At 64.9% G+C, this 14,319-nt stretch carries 21 protein-coding genes and 1 other RNA gene; 15 read left to right on the top strand and 7 right to left on the bottom strand.

Going from position 1 to position 14,319, the window contains the following annotated elements; genetic code table 11:
- The first annotated feature begins 49 nt into the window (after positions 1 to 49).
- The 5 genes from dapF (at position 50) to FSZ31_RS08800 (ending at position 4,733) form a co-directional block, all read left to right on the top strand.
- Entirely contained in the window at positions 50 to 856 is an 807-nt protein-coding gene (gene dapF / locus FSZ31_RS08820; RefSeq protein WP_147122983.1) for a diaminopimelate epimerase, read from the top strand.
- Positions 853 to 2,103 (top strand): tRNA (N(6)-L-threonylcarbamoyladenosine(37)-C(2))-methylthiotransferase MtaB, encoded by a 1,251-nt coding sequence (gene mtaB / locus FSZ31_RS08815; protein WP_147122982.1) that lies wholly within the window; start codon positions 853 to 855, stop codon positions 2,101 to 2,103. The genes dapF and mtaB overlap by 4 nt, the downstream gene beginning before the upstream one ends.
- The gene (gene ftsY, locus FSZ31_RS08810) at positions 2,100 to 3,020 is read left to right on the top strand and encodes a signal recognition particle-docking protein FtsY (RefSeq protein WP_147122981.1); all 921 of its coding nucleotides are present in this window, start codon (positions 2,100 to 2,102) and stop codon (positions 3,018 to 3,020) included. The genes mtaB and ftsY overlap by 4 nt, the downstream gene beginning before the upstream one ends.
- A gap of 148 nt (positions 3,021 to 3,168) precedes the next feature.
- A complete protein-coding gene (ispZ, locus tag FSZ31_RS08805; protein WP_147122980.1) occupies positions 3,169 to 3,807 on the top strand; it encodes a septation protein IspZ in 639 nt (212 codons plus the stop codon).
- Between the two features lie 191 nt (positions 3,808 to 3,998).
- The gene (locus tag FSZ31_RS08800) at positions 3,999 to 4,733 is read left to right on the top strand and encodes a hypothetical protein (RefSeq protein WP_147122979.1); all 735 of its coding nucleotides are present in this window, start codon (positions 3,999 to 4,001) and stop codon (positions 4,731 to 4,733) included.
- 60 nt (positions 4,734 to 4,793) lie between these two features.
- Here the strand turns inward: FSZ31_RS08800 and FSZ31_RS08795 are convergent, their stop codons facing one another.
- Both FSZ31_RS08795 and pspF read right to left on the bottom strand, forming a co-directional pair.
- Entirely contained in the window at positions 4,794 to 5,414 is a 621-nt protein-coding gene (locus FSZ31_RS08795; protein ID WP_147122978.1) for a superoxide dismutase, read from the bottom strand.
- A 151-nt stretch (positions 5,415 to 5,565) separates the two neighbouring features.
- Positions 5,566 to 6,591: a phage shock protein operon transcriptional activator gene (gene pspF, locus FSZ31_RS08790; RefSeq protein WP_147122977.1), complete on the bottom strand. Its 1,026-nt coding sequence runs from the start codon at positions 6,589 to 6,591 to the stop codon at positions 5,566 to 5,568.
- A gap of 145 nt (positions 6,592 to 6,736) precedes the next feature.
- Here pspF and FSZ31_RS08785 point away from each other — a divergent pair, with 145 nt between their 5' ends.
- The 10 genes from FSZ31_RS08785 to FSZ31_RS08740 all read left to right on the top strand — a co-directional run bounded on the left by FSZ31_RS08785 (position 6,737) and on the right by FSZ31_RS08740 (position 10,459).
- A complete protein-coding gene (locus FSZ31_RS08785) occupies positions 6,737 to 6,961 on the top strand; it encodes a hypothetical protein (RefSeq protein WP_147122976.1) in 225 nt (74 codons plus the stop codon).
- 157 nt (positions 6,962 to 7,118) lie between these two features.
- On the top strand, positions 7,119 to 7,817 hold the full coding sequence (gene pspA, locus FSZ31_RS08780) for a phage shock protein PspA (RefSeq protein WP_147122975.1): 699 nt from the start codon (positions 7,119 to 7,121) through the stop codon (positions 7,815 to 7,817).
- A gap of 3 nt (positions 7,818 to 7,820) precedes the next feature.
- Entirely contained in the window at positions 7,821 to 8,123 is a 303-nt protein-coding gene (gene pspB, locus FSZ31_RS08775) for an envelope stress response membrane protein PspB (protein ID WP_147122974.1), read from the top strand.
- A 3-nt stretch (positions 8,124 to 8,126) separates the two neighbouring features.
- Positions 8,127 to 8,504: an envelope stress response membrane protein PspC gene (gene pspC / locus FSZ31_RS08770; RefSeq protein WP_147122973.1), complete on the top strand. Its 378-nt coding sequence runs from the start codon at positions 8,127 to 8,129 to the stop codon at positions 8,502 to 8,504.
- Between the two features lie 29 nt (positions 8,505 to 8,533).
- The gene (locus tag FSZ31_RS08765; RefSeq protein WP_147122972.1) at positions 8,534 to 8,815 is read left to right on the top strand and encodes a hypothetical protein; all 282 of its coding nucleotides are present in this window, start codon (positions 8,534 to 8,536) and stop codon (positions 8,813 to 8,815) included.
- A complete protein-coding gene (locus FSZ31_RS08760; RefSeq protein ID WP_147122971.1) occupies positions 8,812 to 9,057 on the top strand; it encodes a hypothetical protein in 246 nt (81 codons plus the stop codon). Before FSZ31_RS08765 ends, FSZ31_RS08760 begins: the two co-directional genes overlap by 4 nt.
- Before the next feature lie 22 nt (positions 9,058 to 9,079).
- Positions 9,080 to 9,361 (top strand): hypothetical protein, encoded by a 282-nt coding sequence (locus FSZ31_RS08755; RefSeq protein ID WP_147122970.1) that lies wholly within the window; start codon positions 9,080 to 9,082, stop codon positions 9,359 to 9,361.
- Positions 9,361 to 9,690, top strand: a complete 330-nt coding sequence (locus FSZ31_RS08750) for a hypothetical protein (RefSeq protein ID WP_147122969.1) — start codon at positions 9,361 to 9,363, stop codon at positions 9,688 to 9,690. The genes FSZ31_RS08755 and FSZ31_RS08750 overlap by 1 nt, the downstream gene beginning before the upstream one ends.
- 35 nt (positions 9,691 to 9,725) lie before the next feature.
- The gene (locus FSZ31_RS08745) at positions 9,726 to 9,986 is read left to right on the top strand and encodes a hypothetical protein (RefSeq protein WP_147122968.1); all 261 of its coding nucleotides are present in this window, start codon (positions 9,726 to 9,728) and stop codon (positions 9,984 to 9,986) included.
- Between the two features lie 56 nt (positions 9,987 to 10,042).
- Positions 10,043 to 10,459: a SufE family protein gene (locus FSZ31_RS08740; protein WP_147122967.1), complete on the top strand. Its 417-nt coding sequence runs from the start codon at positions 10,043 to 10,045 to the stop codon at positions 10,457 to 10,459.
- 5 nt (positions 10,460 to 10,464) lie between these two features.
- Here the strand turns inward: FSZ31_RS08740 and FSZ31_RS08735 are convergent, their stop codons facing one another.
- From FSZ31_RS08735 to cheB, 5 genes are all read right to left on the bottom strand, one after another.
- Positions 10,465 to 11,001 (bottom strand): J domain-containing protein, encoded by a 537-nt coding sequence (locus FSZ31_RS08735; RefSeq protein WP_147122966.1) that lies wholly within the window; start codon positions 10,999 to 11,001, stop codon positions 10,465 to 10,467.
- Between the two features lie 30 nt (positions 11,002 to 11,031).
- Positions 11,032 to 11,422: RNase P RNA component class A (rnpB, locus tag FSZ31_RS08730), an RNA gene on the bottom strand.
- Positions 11,423 to 11,498: 76 nt separating this feature from the next.
- Positions 11,499 to 12,224 carry an N-acetylmuramoyl-L-alanine amidase gene (locus FSZ31_RS08725; protein WP_147122965.1) on the bottom strand — a complete coding sequence of 242 codons (726 nt, stop codon included), beginning with the start codon at positions 12,222 to 12,224 and terminating at the stop codon, positions 11,499 to 11,501.
- A 116-nt stretch (positions 12,225 to 12,340) separates the two neighbouring features.
- Complete coding sequence (locus FSZ31_RS08720) at positions 12,341 to 13,204, bottom strand: CheR family methyltransferase (RefSeq protein ID WP_147122964.1); 864 nt, start codon at positions 13,202 to 13,204, stop codon at positions 12,341 to 12,343.
- On the bottom strand, positions 13,201 to 14,307 hold the full coding sequence (gene cheB / locus FSZ31_RS08715) for a chemotaxis-specific protein-glutamate methyltransferase CheB (protein ID WP_236643739.1): 1,107 nt from the start codon (positions 14,305 to 14,307) through the stop codon (positions 13,201 to 13,203). The genes FSZ31_RS08720 and cheB overlap by 4 nt, the downstream gene beginning before the upstream one ends.
- Between the last annotated feature and the right edge of the window lie 12 nt (positions 14,308 to 14,319).

Genomic DNA, 14,319 nt, shown 5'->3' with positions numbered 1-14,319 from the left:
GGCGCTAAACACGTGGACTTGATCGCCCCGGCTTCCTAAATGCCCCGCTATGGCGGACCGTTTCATCAAAATGCATGGCCTCGGCAATGATTTCGTCGTGATCGACGCGCGGGACGCGCCGGTTGAGATGACCCGCGCGCGGGCCCGCGCAATCGCCGATCGCCACACCGGGATCGGCTGCGACCAGCTCGTCCTGCTCGAACCCAGCAGTGTCGCCGACCTGAAAATGCGGATTTTCAATGCCGATGGCGGCGAGGTCGAGGCGTGCGGCAACGCGACGCGCTGTGTCGCGACCTTGCTCGGCGCGAGCGCCCAGATCGAAACCGCGGGCGGCATGCTGAGCGTGTCGCGCGACGACAAACAGGCGCACGTCGCGATGGGCGAGCCGCGCTTCGCCTGGGAACAGATCCCGCTTGCCATGCCGATGGCGACCGAGCGCATGCCGGTCGGCTGGAGCGGGCTCGAAGCGCCCGACGCGGTCAACGTCGGCAATCCGCACATCGTCTTCTTTGTCGACAATGCCGACGCGGTCGACCTCGGCCTGATCGGCCCCGAAATCGAGGTCGACCCGCTGTTTCCGCAGCGCGTCAACGTCAACATTGCCAGTGTCGACCGCGACAACCGCCTCAAGCTGCGGGTCTGGGAACGCGGTGCCGGTTTGACGCAGGCGTGCGGCACGGGCGCGTGCGCCACCGCGGTCGCCGCGATCCGGCGCAAGTTGGTGCAATCGCCCGTCACCGTCGCGCTGCCCGGCGGCGATCTCGTCATCGCCTGGGCGCCGGGCGAGCCGATCCGCATGACCGGCCCGGCGACGCGCGTGTTCGACGGCGAGACCGACTGGAGCCGCTTCGGATGAGCGCTGCCGAAGTCATTTCGCTCGGCTGCCGTCTCAACATCGCCGAAAGCGAAGGCATCGCGGCAGCGCTCGGCGGTCGCGGCAGCGACATGATCGTGATCAACAGCTGCGCGGTCACCGCCGAGGCGGTTCGCCGGACGCGGCAGGAGATCCGCCGCGCGCGCCGCCGCCGCCCCGATGCCCGCCTCGTCGTTACCGGCTGTGCGGCACAGATCGAACCCGCAACGTTCGAAGCCATGCCCGAGGTCGACCTCGTCGCAGGCAATCGCGAGAAAGCCGCCCCGACCGACTGGCTGGCGGGCAGCGAACGTGTCCGTGTTGCCGACATCATGGCGGTGCGCGACACCGCGCCGCAGCTCGCGCACGCCTTTGCCGAACACACCCGCGCCTTCGTCGAGGTCCAGAACGGCTGCGACCATCGCTGTACCTTCTGCGTCATCCCGTTCGGCCGCGGCAACAGCCGCTCGGTCCCCGCCGGCGCTGTGATCGACCGGATCGCGGGTCTTGTCGACGAGGGCCATCGCGAGATCGTCCTGACCGGGGTCGATGTGACCAGCTATGGCCACGACCTGCCCGGCGCGCCCAATCTCGGCACGCTGGTCGAGCGGATCCTGCGCCATGTCCCGCAACTGCCCCGCCTGCGGCTGTCGTCGCTCGACAGCATCGAGATCGACGAGCTGTTGTTCGACCTCGTCACCGGCGAGCCGCGCGTCATGCCGCACCTCCATCTCTCGCTCCAGGCGGGCGACGACATGATCCTGAAACGCATGAAGCGCCGCCACAGCCGCGCCGACGCGGTCACGATGGTCGCACGCCTCAAGGCCGCACGCCCCGAGATCGCGATCGGCGCCGACATCATCGCCGGCTTCCCGACCGAGAGCGAGGCGATGTTCGCCAATTCGCTCGCGCTGATCGACGACTGCGACATCGTCCACGGACATATCTTTCCCTATAGTCCGCGCCACGGCACCCCCGCCGCGCGAATGCCGCAGGTCGATCACGCATCGATCAAGCGCCGCGCCGCGCAGCTGCGCGCGCGCTCCACCGAGCGCCGCGCCGCCTGGCTCGCCTCGCTGGTCGGATCGCACCACGACATGCTGATCGAAAGCGACGGCGAGAGCGGCCATCTCGGCAATTTCGCCAAGGCGCGCCTCGCCACGCCCCAATTGAACCATCGCCCCGGAGATATCGTGCCCGTGACCCTCACCTGCGTGACCAACGACATGCTTCAGGCGGTCCCCGCATGAGCTGGACCGAACGCCTGTTCGGCGGGCTCAAGCGCACATCCGACCGGCTTGGCGACAATCTGTCGGGCGTGCTCACCGGCCAGACGCGGCTCGAAGGCGCGACGCTCGACGAGATCGAGGACGTGCTCATCATGTCCGACCTCGGCCCGGCGATGGCGGCGCGCATCCGTGACCGGCTCGCCGAGACGCGCTTCGAGCGCGGCGCCGATATTGCCGCGGTCAAGGCTGTCGTCGCCGACGAGATCGCGGCGGTGCTCGGCCCCGTCGCCGACCCGCTCGACATCGATGCCTTCCCGCGCCCGCAGGTGATCCTCGTCATCGGCGTCAACGGATCGGGCAAGACGACGACGATCGCCAAGCTGGCACATTATTTCCAGGAACTCGATTACGGTGTCATGCTTGCCGCCGGTGATACCTTCCGCGCCGCCGCGATCGGCCAGCTCAGGGTCTGGGCCGAAAGACTGGGCGTGCCGATCGTCACCGGCCCCGAAGGCGGCGATGCCGCCGGCGTCGTGTTCGACGCGGTCAAGCAGGCGACCGCGACCGGCATCGACGTCCTCATCGTCGACACCGCGGGCCGCCTCCAGAACAAGCGCGAGCTGATGGACGAACTCGCCAAGATCCGCCGCGTGCTCGGCAAACTGAACCCAGAGGCGCCGCACGACGTCGTCCTCGTCCTCGACGCGACCAACGGCCAGAACGCGCTGCAACAGATCGCCACCTTCAAGGAGCTCGCCGGCGTCACCGGGCTGATCATGACCAAGCTCGACGGCACCGCGCGCGGCGGCGTCCTCGTCGCGGCGAGCGAACAATACGGCCTGCCGATCCATGCCATCGGCATCGGTGAGGGCCTCGAAGACCTCCGCCCCTTCGATCCGCGCCAGTTGGCTGACGCGATCGCGGGCAACGTCGAATGATCTCTCTTCCCCTCATCCAACTGCGACCAACGCGCTGCGCGCGAGGTCTTCGTATCCTTCTCCCGGACGCGGGAGAAGGATGTGGAGTCTTGGCGACGCAGGAGCTTAGCCGGAGCTGGATGAGGGGAACGCCGCAAGGAACACCAGTATGAGCGAAGAAATTCCCCAAACCGCCATCGTGACCGAGAAAAAGGCGCATGGCGGCCTGCTGCCCTTCCTGATCGATTTCGGGCCGCTGCTCGTCTTCTTCCTCGTCTTCAAGTTCAGCGACAGCGACGATGCGTTCGGCCCGACCACCGCCGCGATCAAGGGCACGGTCGCCTTCATGGTCGCGATCGTCATTGCGGTTGCGGTGTCGAAATGGAAACTCAACCGGGTCTCGCCGATGCTCTGGCTATCGGCGATCCTCGTGCTGTTTTTCGGCGGGCTGACGATCTATTTCCACAGCGAGAAATTCATCCAGATCAAGCCGACGATCATCTACGTCTTTTTCGCCGTGATCCTCGGCATCGGCTGGCTGCGCGGCAAGCCATTGCTCAAATACCTGCTCCAGGCCGCCTATGACGGCCTCGACGAAAGCGGCTGGATGCTGCTGTCGCGCAACTGGGCACTGTTCTTCGCAGGCATGGCGGTCACCAACGAGGTTTTGCGCCAGGCGTTCGATTTCGACACCTGGCTGACGATCAAGGTCTGGGGCATCACCGCCGCGTCGATGGTCTTCGCGATCGCCAATGTGCCGATGCTGATGCGTCACGGCCTCGCGGTCGAAAACGAACCGGGCGCCTGATCGGCCACCCCGCGCGGCCCGGCCTCGCAACCAAGCCAGCCTATATCGGAGCGATCGACCTGGTGGCGCCTGGCGTCCGCCGGCATCGGTCGTGCGTCTGCGCTCTTGGTTCGGCGCCTTACCCAGATGATCCTTGCTATTGCGAATAACTCTCGTTAGCGGAACCGCATTCATCATCCCAGGGGGGCTAAATGCGTACGCCAATATCTACCATCGCCGCGCTGGCGATCGCCGCACTGTCATCAACCGCAGCGCACGCCGCACCGGGCGTCGGCGAAAAGGTCTATGGTGCAACGGTCAAGGCCGATGTTGCCGAAATCGAGGCGCGTTACGGCCGCATCGACGGCGGAACCGACGACGGCGCGGACGCGCTCGTCCTCGAAGCCGCCTACGGGTTTTCGCCGCGCTTTTATGGTGCAGTCCTGGTCGAACTCGAAAAGCAACCAGGCCTGGATCGCGAAGTCGAAGCGATCGGCTTTGAAGGCATCTACACGCTGGGCCGAGTCGCCGGCCTCGATGCCGCGATCTATGGCGAATATGAAATCGGCCTCGAAGGCCCCGACAAGGTCGAAACCAAACTTCTCCTGCAAAAGAAGGCCGGTGCCTTCGATGCCCGCCTCAACCTCATCGCCGAAAAGCATCTGACCGGCGGTGAACCTGTCGAATTCGGTTATGCCGCCTCGGTCGATGCGGCGGTGCTGGGTGAAATTCGACTAGGCGCCGCCGCCTTTGGTGAGCTCGGTTCGACGCGCGACTTCCTGCCGCGCAAAGAGCATTTCATCGGCCCCGTTGCGAAGGCCGAGATCGCACATCTTGGGAATGGCGAGCTGGAGATCGAGGCGGGATATCTGTTCGCGCTCGGCGAGGCGAAAGACAACAGCGACGGCCAGTGGCGGCTGCTCGTCGAGTACGAATTCACCTTCTGACCGTTAACGAAAAAGGGGAGCGTTGCCGCCCCCCTTTTCCACGTCCTGATCGGCGGGCGGTCAGCCCTTCTGGTCGGCGCGGCTGACGCCTTCGCCGTCGAGGTTCTTGGCGACGAATTCCCAGTTGATCGCCTTTTCGAGCAGCGTCTGGACATAGTCGGGGCGCGCATTCTGGTAATCGAGATAATAAGCGTGCTCCCACACGTCGAGCGTCAGCAGCGGCTTCATGCCGTGCGCGACGGGGCTGTCGGCGTCATGCAGCGAGGTGATCTTGAGCGTGTCGCCGTCGAGCACGAGCCAGGCCCAGCCACTCGCGAAATGGCCGACCGCCTCTTCCTTGAACTTGGCGAGGAATTCGTCGTGTGATCCGAAATCGTCGTCGATCCGCGCGGCGAGCTCGCCCGAGGGGCTTTTCTGTTCGGGGCTGAGGCACAGCCAGTAGAAGCTGTGGTTCCACACCTGTGCGGCGTTGTTGAACAGGCCCTTGTTGCCCTTATCCTTGGCCGCCTTGATCACTTCGCTCAGCGATTTGCCTTCAAGATCGGCGTCGGCGAGCATGCCGTTGGTCTTGTCGACATAGGCCTTATGGTGCTTGCCATGGTGATAATCGAAGGTCTGCGACGAGATGATCTCGCCGAATGCGGTCTTGGCATAGGGAAGCTCGGGAAGTTCGAAAGCCATAGTCTGTCTCCTCTCGGGGGTGTTTGTCGGGGGGCTTACCATGATCAACGCAGCAGGTCGCCAGCTGGTCCCATCGCAGCGCGATTAATCACCCCGGTTGTCGCCAGCGTAATGACGCCGTACCCCGAAGCGGTCAAGGCGAGCCGGTCGGTCAGTTGAGCTGGTGGCGCTTGAGCGCATGGCGCAACTGATCATAGCTCAGCCCGAGCACGTCGGCGGTGGCGCGCTGGTTGAAGCGGCAGCGTTCGAGCGCGCTTTCGAGGATCGATTTTTCATAGCGCTCGACCGCCGATTTGAGGTCGTCGACGATCAGCGGCGGTTCGGGTGCGGCCGCTGGCTGCGCGGCGGCCTCGGCAGCTTGCGCGGGCGCGTCGTCGCTCGGCTTGGGCTCGGCGGTCTTGCGCCACGGAGAATCGAACGGATCGAAAATCAGGTGCCTGACCGGCTTGCCCGGCTCGCCGCAGCGATAGACCGCGCGTTCGCAGACATTGCGCAGTTCGCGCACATTGCCCGGCCAGGCATAGGCGCCCATTTTGGCCTTGGCGACGTCGTCGAAGCCGAGCCAGCTTTCCCAGCCAAGCTCGCTCGCCATGCGCCGCCCGAAATAATCGGCGAGCACCTCTATATCGCCGTCGCGCACGCGCAGCGGCGGCAACGTGATCACCTCGAACGACAGACGGTCGAGCAAGTCGGCACGAAACCGGTCGTTCGCCGCCATTTGCGGCAGGTCGTCATTGGTCGCGGCGACGATCCGGACATCGACATTGATCGGGCGCGACGAGCCGATCCGCGTGACGTCGCCATATTCGACCGCACGCAGCAATCGCTCCTGCGCGCCCATCGACAGCGTGCCGAGCTCGTCGAGGAACAGCGTCCCGCCATCGGCCTCTTCGAAACGGCCCACGCGCGTCTTGGTCGCGCCGGTAAAGGCACCGGCTTCGTGGCCGAACAGCTCGGCCTCGATCAGCGTTTCGGGCAGTGCAGCGCAGTTCATTACGACCAGCGGGCCGTCCCACCGGTTCGACAGGCGATGGAGGCGCTCGGCGATCAGCTCCTTGCCCGTGCCGCGCTCGCCGATGACGAGCACCGGCCGGTTGAGCGGCGCGGCGCGGCTGGCACGCTCGACTGCATCGAGAAAGGCGGTCGATTGGCCGATGAAGTTGTTTTCGCGTTCCATGCGGCTCCAGCCAAACCAGGGTCAGGCCCAACTTATGGTGGCATTCACCACTAATTGGCAAGCTTTAAACACGCCAGATGATTAGGCCCAACGCCAATTGCCTGGATTCATGCGATATTCCGGTCTGGCACGCCTCGTGCAAAGCATGGAGCAACACCAACCCAACGGGACGAAGATCATGAAAATCGACTGGAAAGGAGAAACCGCCGCGATCCTCGCCGCATTCGCCCTGACCGGTATTGCGATGTGGGGATCGATCATCCCGGTCCAGGCAGTGCCGATGCTGCCCGCCCGAGGCCATCCCCAGATCGCGGTTGTCGCGCCCGGCCCTGCCGGTGCCGACCTTATTCGGAAGGGCGATCATGCCTGACCGCGCGCCGGGGCGTCCGAACCCCCTTGCCCCCTTGCGGCCACAATCCGCAAATCGGATCGTCCCGGCGCAAAACATTCCGCCGCGCCCCTTTCCCCGGCCGTCGAGCCTGGGTCCGGAAGCGTCGCAGTCCCCCGTGTATTACAGGAGCCACCTCATGGGCATTTTCTCTCGAACCCGCGACATCATTGCCGCCAACGTCACCGACATGCTCGATAAGGCGGACGATCCGGCCAAGATGATCCGCATGATCATTCTCGAGATGGAAGAAACGCTCGTCGAAGTCCGCGCCGACGCCGCGCGCACGATCGCCGACCAGAAGGAAATGCGCCGCCACATCACCAAGCTCGAAGGGATCCAGGCAAACTGGACCGACAAGGCCGAACTGGCGCTGAGCAAGGACCGCGAGGACCTCGCCAAGGCGGCGCTGATCGAACGCCAGAAGGCAACCGAGACCGCCGAGCGGCTCAAGGCGGAAATCACCGTCCTCGACGACGCGTTGCGCGCCAACGAGGTCGACATCGCCAAGCTGCAGGGCAAATTGCGCGAAGCGCGCAGCCGCCAGTCGTCGATCGTCGCCCGGCTCGAAAGCGCCGAGAACCGCATCAAGCTGCGCGACCTCTACAGCGGCGAGCGCACCCAGGACGCGTTCTCGCGCTTCGACATGCTCGAACGCCGCGTCGACATGGCCGAGGGCCGCGCCGACTCGCTGTCGATCGGCCAGGCGCCCAAGAGCCTCGAGGACGAGATTTCCGAACTCGAAAGCTCGGACCAGATCGAAGAACAACTCGCCGCGATGAAAGCGGCCAAGGGCGGCGCCAAGCCCGCCGGCGATGCAGCAGAGAAGGAGGGCTGAGCCATGGAAGGTGTCATTGCTATAATCTGTATCTTCATCATCCTGCCCGGCATGCTGTTCCACTATATCACCAAGTGGAAACAGAACGCGCCGAGCCTCACCACCGAGGACGAGGGCCTGCTCGACGACATGTACAACACCGCGCGCCGGCTCGAGGAACGGCTCCACACGATCGAACGGATCGTCGCTGCCGATAACCCCGATTACCTGCCGCGCGACCAGCGCCCCGAACAGATCGGCCATGACGGCGACTATAGCGAAATGTCTCGCCTCGAAGACCGCAACATCTCCAGCGAAAGGACCTGACCGATGACATCGCGTCGCACCAAATTCTACCTCGACAAACCCAATGGCAAGATCAAGGGCGTTTGCGCCGGGATCGCCGACTATACCGGGGTCGATGTCCTCTGGGTCCGCCTCGCCTTCCTGCTCCTGGTGTTCGCCGGCAGCGGCTTTCCGATCCTCGCCTATATCGCGATCGCGATGATGGCGCCGAAAAAGCCGGTCGACCTCTACCGCACGCCCGAAGAAGCGAAGTTCTGGCAGGGCATCCGCTCGAACCCGAAGCGGACCAAGCAGGAAGTCCGCTCGAAATTCCGCGATCTCGATCGCCGGCTCGCCGACATCGAGCTGTTCTACACGAGCAGCAACCGCGAGCTGAGCCGCGAGATCGAGGAACTGCGCTGAACCGCGCACACGCTTAAGGGGAGGCCGTCATGCCTGAAGAAGTTTTCGTCATCGTCATCGTCGCGATCGTCGCACTGTTGTTCGTGATCCGCGCCGGCCTGAAGCATGACAAGGACCTGCGGCTTGCCAAATACGCGGCGAGCGCCGGGCAGCCCGATGCAGAGCGCGACATGCTCGCTGCCAAGGTCGCGCGCCTAGAACAACGCCTCGCGGTGATCGAGGAGATCACGACCGATCCCTCCAACCGCCTCGCCGCCGAAATCGACAGCCTCGGCCGGATCGAGCGCAAGCGCGAAAGGTCCGACGCATGAACTGGCTCGCACTCCTCATTCCGCTCGCCCCGTTCCTCCTCGGTGGGTTCGCGATCTGGACCCGGCACCAGCAGAAGATGCTCGAGCGCCAGTCCGAAATGACCGCCGAAAAGGCCGCCCAGTATTCGGCCAATTCGGAACGGCTCGAAGCGCGCGTGCGCGTCCTCGAACGGATCGTCACCGACAAGGGGATCGACGTCTCGGACGAGATCGACCGCTTGCGCGACGAACGCCTCAACTGACTGGCCTTAAGGGAAGCATGCCATGAACGACGTCGCCAGCTGGATCTGGGTCCTCATCCCCCTCGCCGCGATCAGCATCGCGCCATTCAAGATGTGGCTCCGCATCAAGGAGCGCCAGCTTGAAAAGCAATCCGAAATGACCGCCGAAAAGTCCGCCCAGTACGCCGCCCACACCGAACGGCTCGAACAGCGCATGCGCGTTCTCGAGCGCATCGTGACCGACAAGGGCATGGATATTTCCGACGAGATCGAACGCCTGCGCGACAGCGACCCCGCGCCGCGCATCGCCGAAAGGACCCGATAATGGACCCCGACAAAATTGCCCTGATCAGCGATCTCATCTGGCCGATCGCCATCGTCGCCGGGACGGTCAGCATCGGCTGGATCGTGACGACCTGGATGCGCATTCGCCACGGCTATCCGCTCGACGGCGCCTGGGGCCAGGCGGTTTATCCCAAGACCGACGCCGAAGCCGCCGAACGGGTCAAGCTCGTCACCCAGGAAAACGCACAGCTGCGCGCCGAACTGGGGTCGGTCAAGGATCGCCTCGCCAATGTCGAGCGCATCGTCACCGACAGCGCGCACGGCCTCAACATCGAAATCGAACAACTGCGCGACGATCGCGTCAACTGATCGCGCCCGGAATTTTAGGAAAGGAAATGCAGGTCATGGAAACCACGCTCGCCACCCTCGCCACCGCCAGCATCGTCTTTGCCGGCCTCGCGTTGATCGCAATGGTCGGCCTCACCGCCTGGCGCGACTGGATCGGCCTCAAGCGCGAACAGCTTTCGCGGCCCGGCCATGCGGTCGCCGCCGACGATTACGACGACGCCCGGATCATGTCGGGTACCGGATCGCGGATCGAGGTCGCCGACCTCAAGGAACGCATCCGCAAGCTCGAAGCGATTGCCAGCGGCGTCGATCTCTGAGGCGCCCTTGCCGCTTGCCCCTTTCGCAGCCGCGTGTCAGCCGCTAGGGGCGCGGCATGGCCAGCCTCGACGACATCCGCGAAGAATATGAATTCCTCGAACCCGACGATCGCTATCGCCTGCTGATCGATCTCGGTCGCGCGCTCGACCCGATGCCCGATGCGCTCAAGACCGACGCCACGCTGGTGCGCGGCTGTTCGGCCAAGGTCTGGGTCTACCCGACGGTCGACGACGACGGGCGGCTGTGCTTCCTTGCCGACAGCAATGCGGCAATCACCAAGGGGATCATCGCGTTGGTCCTCAAGACCGTCGATCATGCCTCGCCAGAGGCGATCGTCGCAACCGACATCGCCGGCGCGCTGGCACCGTTCGACCTCGCCAACCAGCTCAGTTCGAACCGGACACAGGGCATTCCTAACATGATCGCGCTGATCCGCGAAACCGCGGCGCGTTACGCCGACGGCAACGCCTAGGCCGTTCAGTCGGGCTTCCAGCCCTTGCGTTCTTCGGACTGGCGCAGGACTTCATAAGCGGTCTGGACCGCCTGGAACTTCGCCGCGGCCTCTTCGTCGCCCTGCTTGATATCGGGGTGGTTGTCCTTGGCGAGGCGGCGATGCGCCTTCTTGACCTCGGCGAACTCGCAATCGGGATCGAGCCCGAGGATTTCGAGCGCGAGCATCTCGTCGCTCGATCGGCTGCCGTCGCCCGGCCCGCCCCAGCCATAATGGCTCGCCGACTTGAAGCCGCCCGCGTCGCGCGTTTCCTCTGCCTCGCGCGCGGCCGCCTGTTCGCCGGTCAGGCCTTCGAAATAGTCGTAGTTGCGATTATATTCGCCCGCGTGCTTCTCGCAGAAATACCAGCGTTCGGGGCTGTTCGGCGATTTCGGCGCGGGCCGGTCGCCAAGCAATTCACAGCCGTAGCGATCGCAGATCTTCACCGCGACCGCGTCGCGCGAATCCTCGTAACCGCGCCAGCGGGGGAAACCCCAGTCGTTAGATTGTCGTGCCTTGGCCATAACTGTCCGAACTAGGGGTGGTGGGCGATAATTGCCAGAGGGTCTGTAAGCCGGGTTCTGTCCCTCCCCCTTGCGGGAGAATGGGCGATCATTCCTCTAGCCATGCCCTTGCGGGCACAGTCAAGCAACCAACCCGGGCGACTGGGCCGAAATCCCGCCTGCACCTTCTTGACGAAGGCCACGCCGCCCCTATTCGGTCTTGCTCCCGGTGGGGTTTGCCCTGCCATCACCGTTACCGGCGATGCGGTGCGCTCTTACCGCACCCTTTCACTGTCGCGGGACCGAAGCCCTTGCGACCTGCTTTCTGTGGCACTTTCCCTGAGGTCACCCTCGCCGGACGTTATCCGGCACCGTTGTTTCGTGGAGCCCGGACTTTCCTCGCGCGAACCTTTCGGCCGCCCGCGATCGCCCAACCCTCTGGCGTCGCCGATATAGGGGCTGGCGTGGCGCGACGCAATCTAGGGGATCGGCCTGCGGGATCGGCCGGGGGGATCGGCCTATGGGATCGGGTCGTAATGCGGCTCGGGACGCGGCAGCAGCAGCGCGAGCAGGATCGCCCGACATTCGCCGTCGATCGTCCCGTCGATCAGCTCGGGGCGGAAGCGCCGCTGGAACGCGACGACGGCGGCGAACGAATCGGTCACGTCATAGCCGAAGCGTTCGAGCGCGAGGACGAAACCGGCATCGGACCACATCGGGTCCATCAGCTTCTTGCGCGGACGCGGCAACGCGAGGCGGCGGCTGGCAAGCGCTTCCCACGGGAACAGCTCGCCGGGGTCCTTTTTGCGCATCGGGGCGACGTCCGAATGGCCGACGATATCGCCGCGGCCGATGCCGTAGCGCCCCTTGATCTGGCCGACGAGGTCGATCACCGCGGCGATCTGTTCGTCGGGAAACGGGACATAGCCGAACTCGTGCCCGGGATTGACGATCTCGATCCCGACGCTCGCCGAGTTGACGTCGCTGATCCCGCGCCAGTGGGCGAGACCGGCGTGCCAGGCGCGCTGCTCTTCGGGCACCATCAGCGTCACCTGGCCATCCTCGGCCACGACATAATGTGCCGACACGTTCGATTCGGCGCTGGCCATCCAGTCGATCGCCGACGGGCCGTCGCGCATCCCGGTATAATGCAGCACGATCATGCTGATCGGCGCGCGCCGATCATCGAAATTGGGCGACAACCGCTCGATCAACGGGCGGTCGGAGGGGGACGATTGGGTCATCGGCGCTTATTCATCGATACCGGGCCTTGGCTGGGCCGCCTCTCGGGGCGATGCGACAGGCTGCAATGGGTAGGCTAGCCCGCCCTGCCTAGGCAAGCGCGAACGATCGCGCCGCGCTATTTGGCAGCGGCGATCGGCCGGGCCCGCGCGGCGGGCGCATCGGCGCGGCGATAGAGCCCGCGATAGGTGCCGCTGGGGACGAAGTCCTCGGTCTGGCCGAGGATCGTTTCGCCCGCGCCGAGCCCAAGCACGCCGTTCCTGGCGAGAACGCTATGCAGGCGCGAGAACACCTCGGTCCGCACCGCCTTGGCGAAATACAGCAGGACGTTGCGGCACAAGATCACGTCGAACGGCCCCGCCGGCGGCGCCTGCGACAACAGGCTGTGCTGGTAGAAATCGACGCGATTGCGCAGCTCTTCCTTGATCCGCCAGTCACTACCCTCCTGGTCGAACCAGCGGACCATCCGCGTGACAGACAGGCCGCGCTGGATTTCGAACTGGGTGTAAAGCCCCGACTGCGCCTTGACGATCGCGCTGTGCGAAATGTCGGTCGCGACGAGACGGATCGTCCAGCCGCGCCACTTGTGCGGCGCGTCGGCGAGCATCATCGCGATCGAATAGGCTTCCTGTCCGGTCGAACAGCCCGCCATCCAGACCGACATCGTCCGCGTCGCGGCATTGCTGACCCGCAGGTCCTCGAAGACGCGATCATTGAGCTCGTCGAATACGATATGATCGCGAAAGAAATAGCTTTCGTTGTTGAGCAGCGCATCGATCACCTCGTCGACCAGTCCGCGATTGCCCTCCGAAGCCAGCTTGGCGACCAGGCTATCAAGCGTGTCGATGGCGTGGTTGCGCATGACCGGCTTTAGCGCGGTCTCGATCCGCCAGATCCGGTCGGGCGCAAGCGCCTGGCCGGTGCGTGCCTCGAGCAGGCCGACCAGGATGCGGCAGGCGCCTTCGTTATCACCCGGGGTCATGTGGCCGACCTGCGTGCTGCACGATTGACGTATTCGCTCGCGTCGGCGGGATCGAGCACGGCGCTGGCGAGCCCCGCATTGACGATCGAGCCGGGCATGCCCCAGACGACGCAGCTGTCTTGCGACTGGGCAATGACGGCGCCGCCGCGTGCGCGGATCAGGCGCGCGCCCTCGGCCCCGTCATGACCCATGCCGCTGAGAACGATCGCAATCGCGGTCGCGCCAAAGACCTCGGCCGCGCTGGCGAACATCGGGTCGGTCGATGGCTGGCAGCCGTTGCGCGCGGGGGTTTTCGACAAGGCGATCCGTGCCTCGCCGTCGCCCGACCGAACGACGGTGAGATGCGCGTGGCCGGGCGCGACATAAAGATGGCCGGATTTGAGCACCATGCCGTCTTCGGCGGCCAGCACGATCCGTCGCGTGATGCCTTGCAGCTGCATCGCGAAAAACGGGATGAAGGCGGCGGGCAGATGCTGCGTCAACAGGATCGGCGCGGTGACGCTGTCGTCGAGCGACTTGAGAAAGCTGTTGAGTGCGGCGATCCCACCGGTCGATGAGCCGATCAGGATACAGTGCGGGGTGCGCGATGGACGGTGCGTGATCGTCGGCGCGCTCTTGTGATCGGAACGCTGCGCCACCGGGTCGCCAGTCGGACGATGGCGCCGGGTGCCGCCGGAAAGCGCAACGATGCGCTCGGCAAATATCTTGCCAAAGCCGCCGCTGAAGCTTCCCTGGCCGGGCTTGGCGAGCGTGTCGGCGGCGCCGAGCGACAGCGCACGGACCGCGGCGGGGCCACCCGCTTCGCAGTTCGACGACAGGATCAGGACGCGCGCGCCCGATTTGCGGATCAATTCGGGCAAGGCGGTGATGCCATTCATCCCGGGCATTTCGAGGTCGAGGACGATGACGTCGACCGTAACGCGGTCGAGGCAGGCGAGCGCATTGTCCGCGCTCGGCACCGATGCGACCACCTCGATCGCGTCGGATTCGGCGAGGATGGCGGCAAGGATGCTGCGTACGACGAGGCTGTCATCGACCAGCATCGTGCGAACGCGCACGCGCTGACCGGCGTCCTTACGCGGTGGGGAAAAGGGGCTGTTCACGAGACGTGGCCC

The sequence above is a fragment of the Flavisphingopyxis soli genome (genome assembly GCF_007995095.1).
Taxonomy (GTDB): domain Bacteria; phylum Pseudomonadota; class Alphaproteobacteria; order Sphingomonadales; family Sphingomonadaceae; genus Flavisphingopyxis; species Flavisphingopyxis soli.
Note: the sequence above shows the minus strand (reverse complement) of the source record. Positions and strands in the feature narration are given on the sequence as shown.

What these genes read in the sequence shown, in the direction of transcription:
- dapF (WP_147122983.1), top strand. Translation starts at nt 50, where the DNA reads ATGGCGGACCGTTTCATCAAAATGCATGGCCTCGGCAATGATTTCGTC.
- mtaB (WP_147122982.1), top strand. Translation starts at nt 853, where the DNA reads ATGAGCGCTGCCGAAGTCATTTCGCTCGGCTGCCGTCTCAACATCGCC.
- ftsY (WP_147122981.1), top strand. Translation starts at nt 2,100, where the DNA reads ATGAGCTGGACCGAACGCCTGTTCGGCGGGCTCAAGCGCACATCCGAC.
- ispZ (WP_147122980.1), top strand. Translation starts at nt 3,169, where the DNA reads ATGAGCGAAGAAATTCCCCAAACCGCCATCGTGACCGAGAAAAAGGCG.
- FSZ31_RS08800 (WP_147122979.1), top strand. Translation starts at nt 3,999, where the DNA reads ATGCGTACGCCAATATCTACCATCGCCGCGCTGGCGATCGCCGCACTG.
- FSZ31_RS08795 (WP_147122978.1), bottom strand. Translation starts at nt 5,414, where the DNA reads ATGGCTTTCGAACTTCCCGAGCTTCCCTATGCCAAGACCGCATTCGGC.
- pspF (WP_147122977.1), bottom strand. Translation starts at nt 6,591, where the DNA reads ATGGAACGCGAAAACAACTTCATCGGCCAATCGACCGCCTTTCTCGAT.
- FSZ31_RS08785 (WP_147122976.1), top strand. Translation starts at nt 6,737, where the DNA reads ATGGAGCAACACCAACCCAACGGGACGAAGATCATGAAAATCGACTGG.
- pspA (WP_147122975.1), top strand. Translation starts at nt 7,119, where the DNA reads ATGGGCATTTTCTCTCGAACCCGCGACATCATTGCCGCCAACGTCACC.
- pspB (WP_147122974.1), top strand. Translation starts at nt 7,821, where the DNA reads ATGGAAGGTGTCATTGCTATAATCTGTATCTTCATCATCCTGCCCGGC.
- pspC (WP_147122973.1), top strand. Translation starts at nt 8,127, where the DNA reads ATGACATCGCGTCGCACCAAATTCTACCTCGACAAACCCAATGGCAAG.
- FSZ31_RS08765 (WP_147122972.1), top strand. Translation starts at nt 8,534, where the DNA reads ATGCCTGAAGAAGTTTTCGTCATCGTCATCGTCGCGATCGTCGCACTG.
- FSZ31_RS08760 (WP_147122971.1), top strand. Translation starts at nt 8,812, where the DNA reads ATGAACTGGCTCGCACTCCTCATTCCGCTCGCCCCGTTCCTCCTCGGT.
- FSZ31_RS08755 (WP_147122970.1), top strand. Translation starts at nt 9,080, where the DNA reads ATGAACGACGTCGCCAGCTGGATCTGGGTCCTCATCCCCCTCGCCGCG.
- FSZ31_RS08750 (WP_147122969.1), top strand. Translation starts at nt 9,361, where the DNA reads ATGGACCCCGACAAAATTGCCCTGATCAGCGATCTCATCTGGCCGATC.
- FSZ31_RS08745 (WP_147122968.1), top strand. Translation starts at nt 9,726, where the DNA reads ATGGAAACCACGCTCGCCACCCTCGCCACCGCCAGCATCGTCTTTGCC.
- FSZ31_RS08740 (WP_147122967.1), top strand. Translation starts at nt 10,043, where the DNA reads ATGGCCAGCCTCGACGACATCCGCGAAGAATATGAATTCCTCGAACCC.
- FSZ31_RS08735 (WP_147122966.1), bottom strand. Translation starts at nt 11,001, where the DNA reads ATGGCCAAGGCACGACAATCTAACGACTGGGGTTTCCCCCGCTGGCGC.
- FSZ31_RS08725 (WP_147122965.1), bottom strand. Translation starts at nt 12,224, where the DNA reads ATGACCCAATCGTCCCCCTCCGACCGCCCGTTGATCGAGCGGTTGTCG.
- FSZ31_RS08720 (WP_147122964.1), bottom strand. Translation starts at nt 13,204, where the DNA reads ATGACCCCGGGTGATAACGAAGGCGCCTGCCGCATCCTGGTCGGCCTG.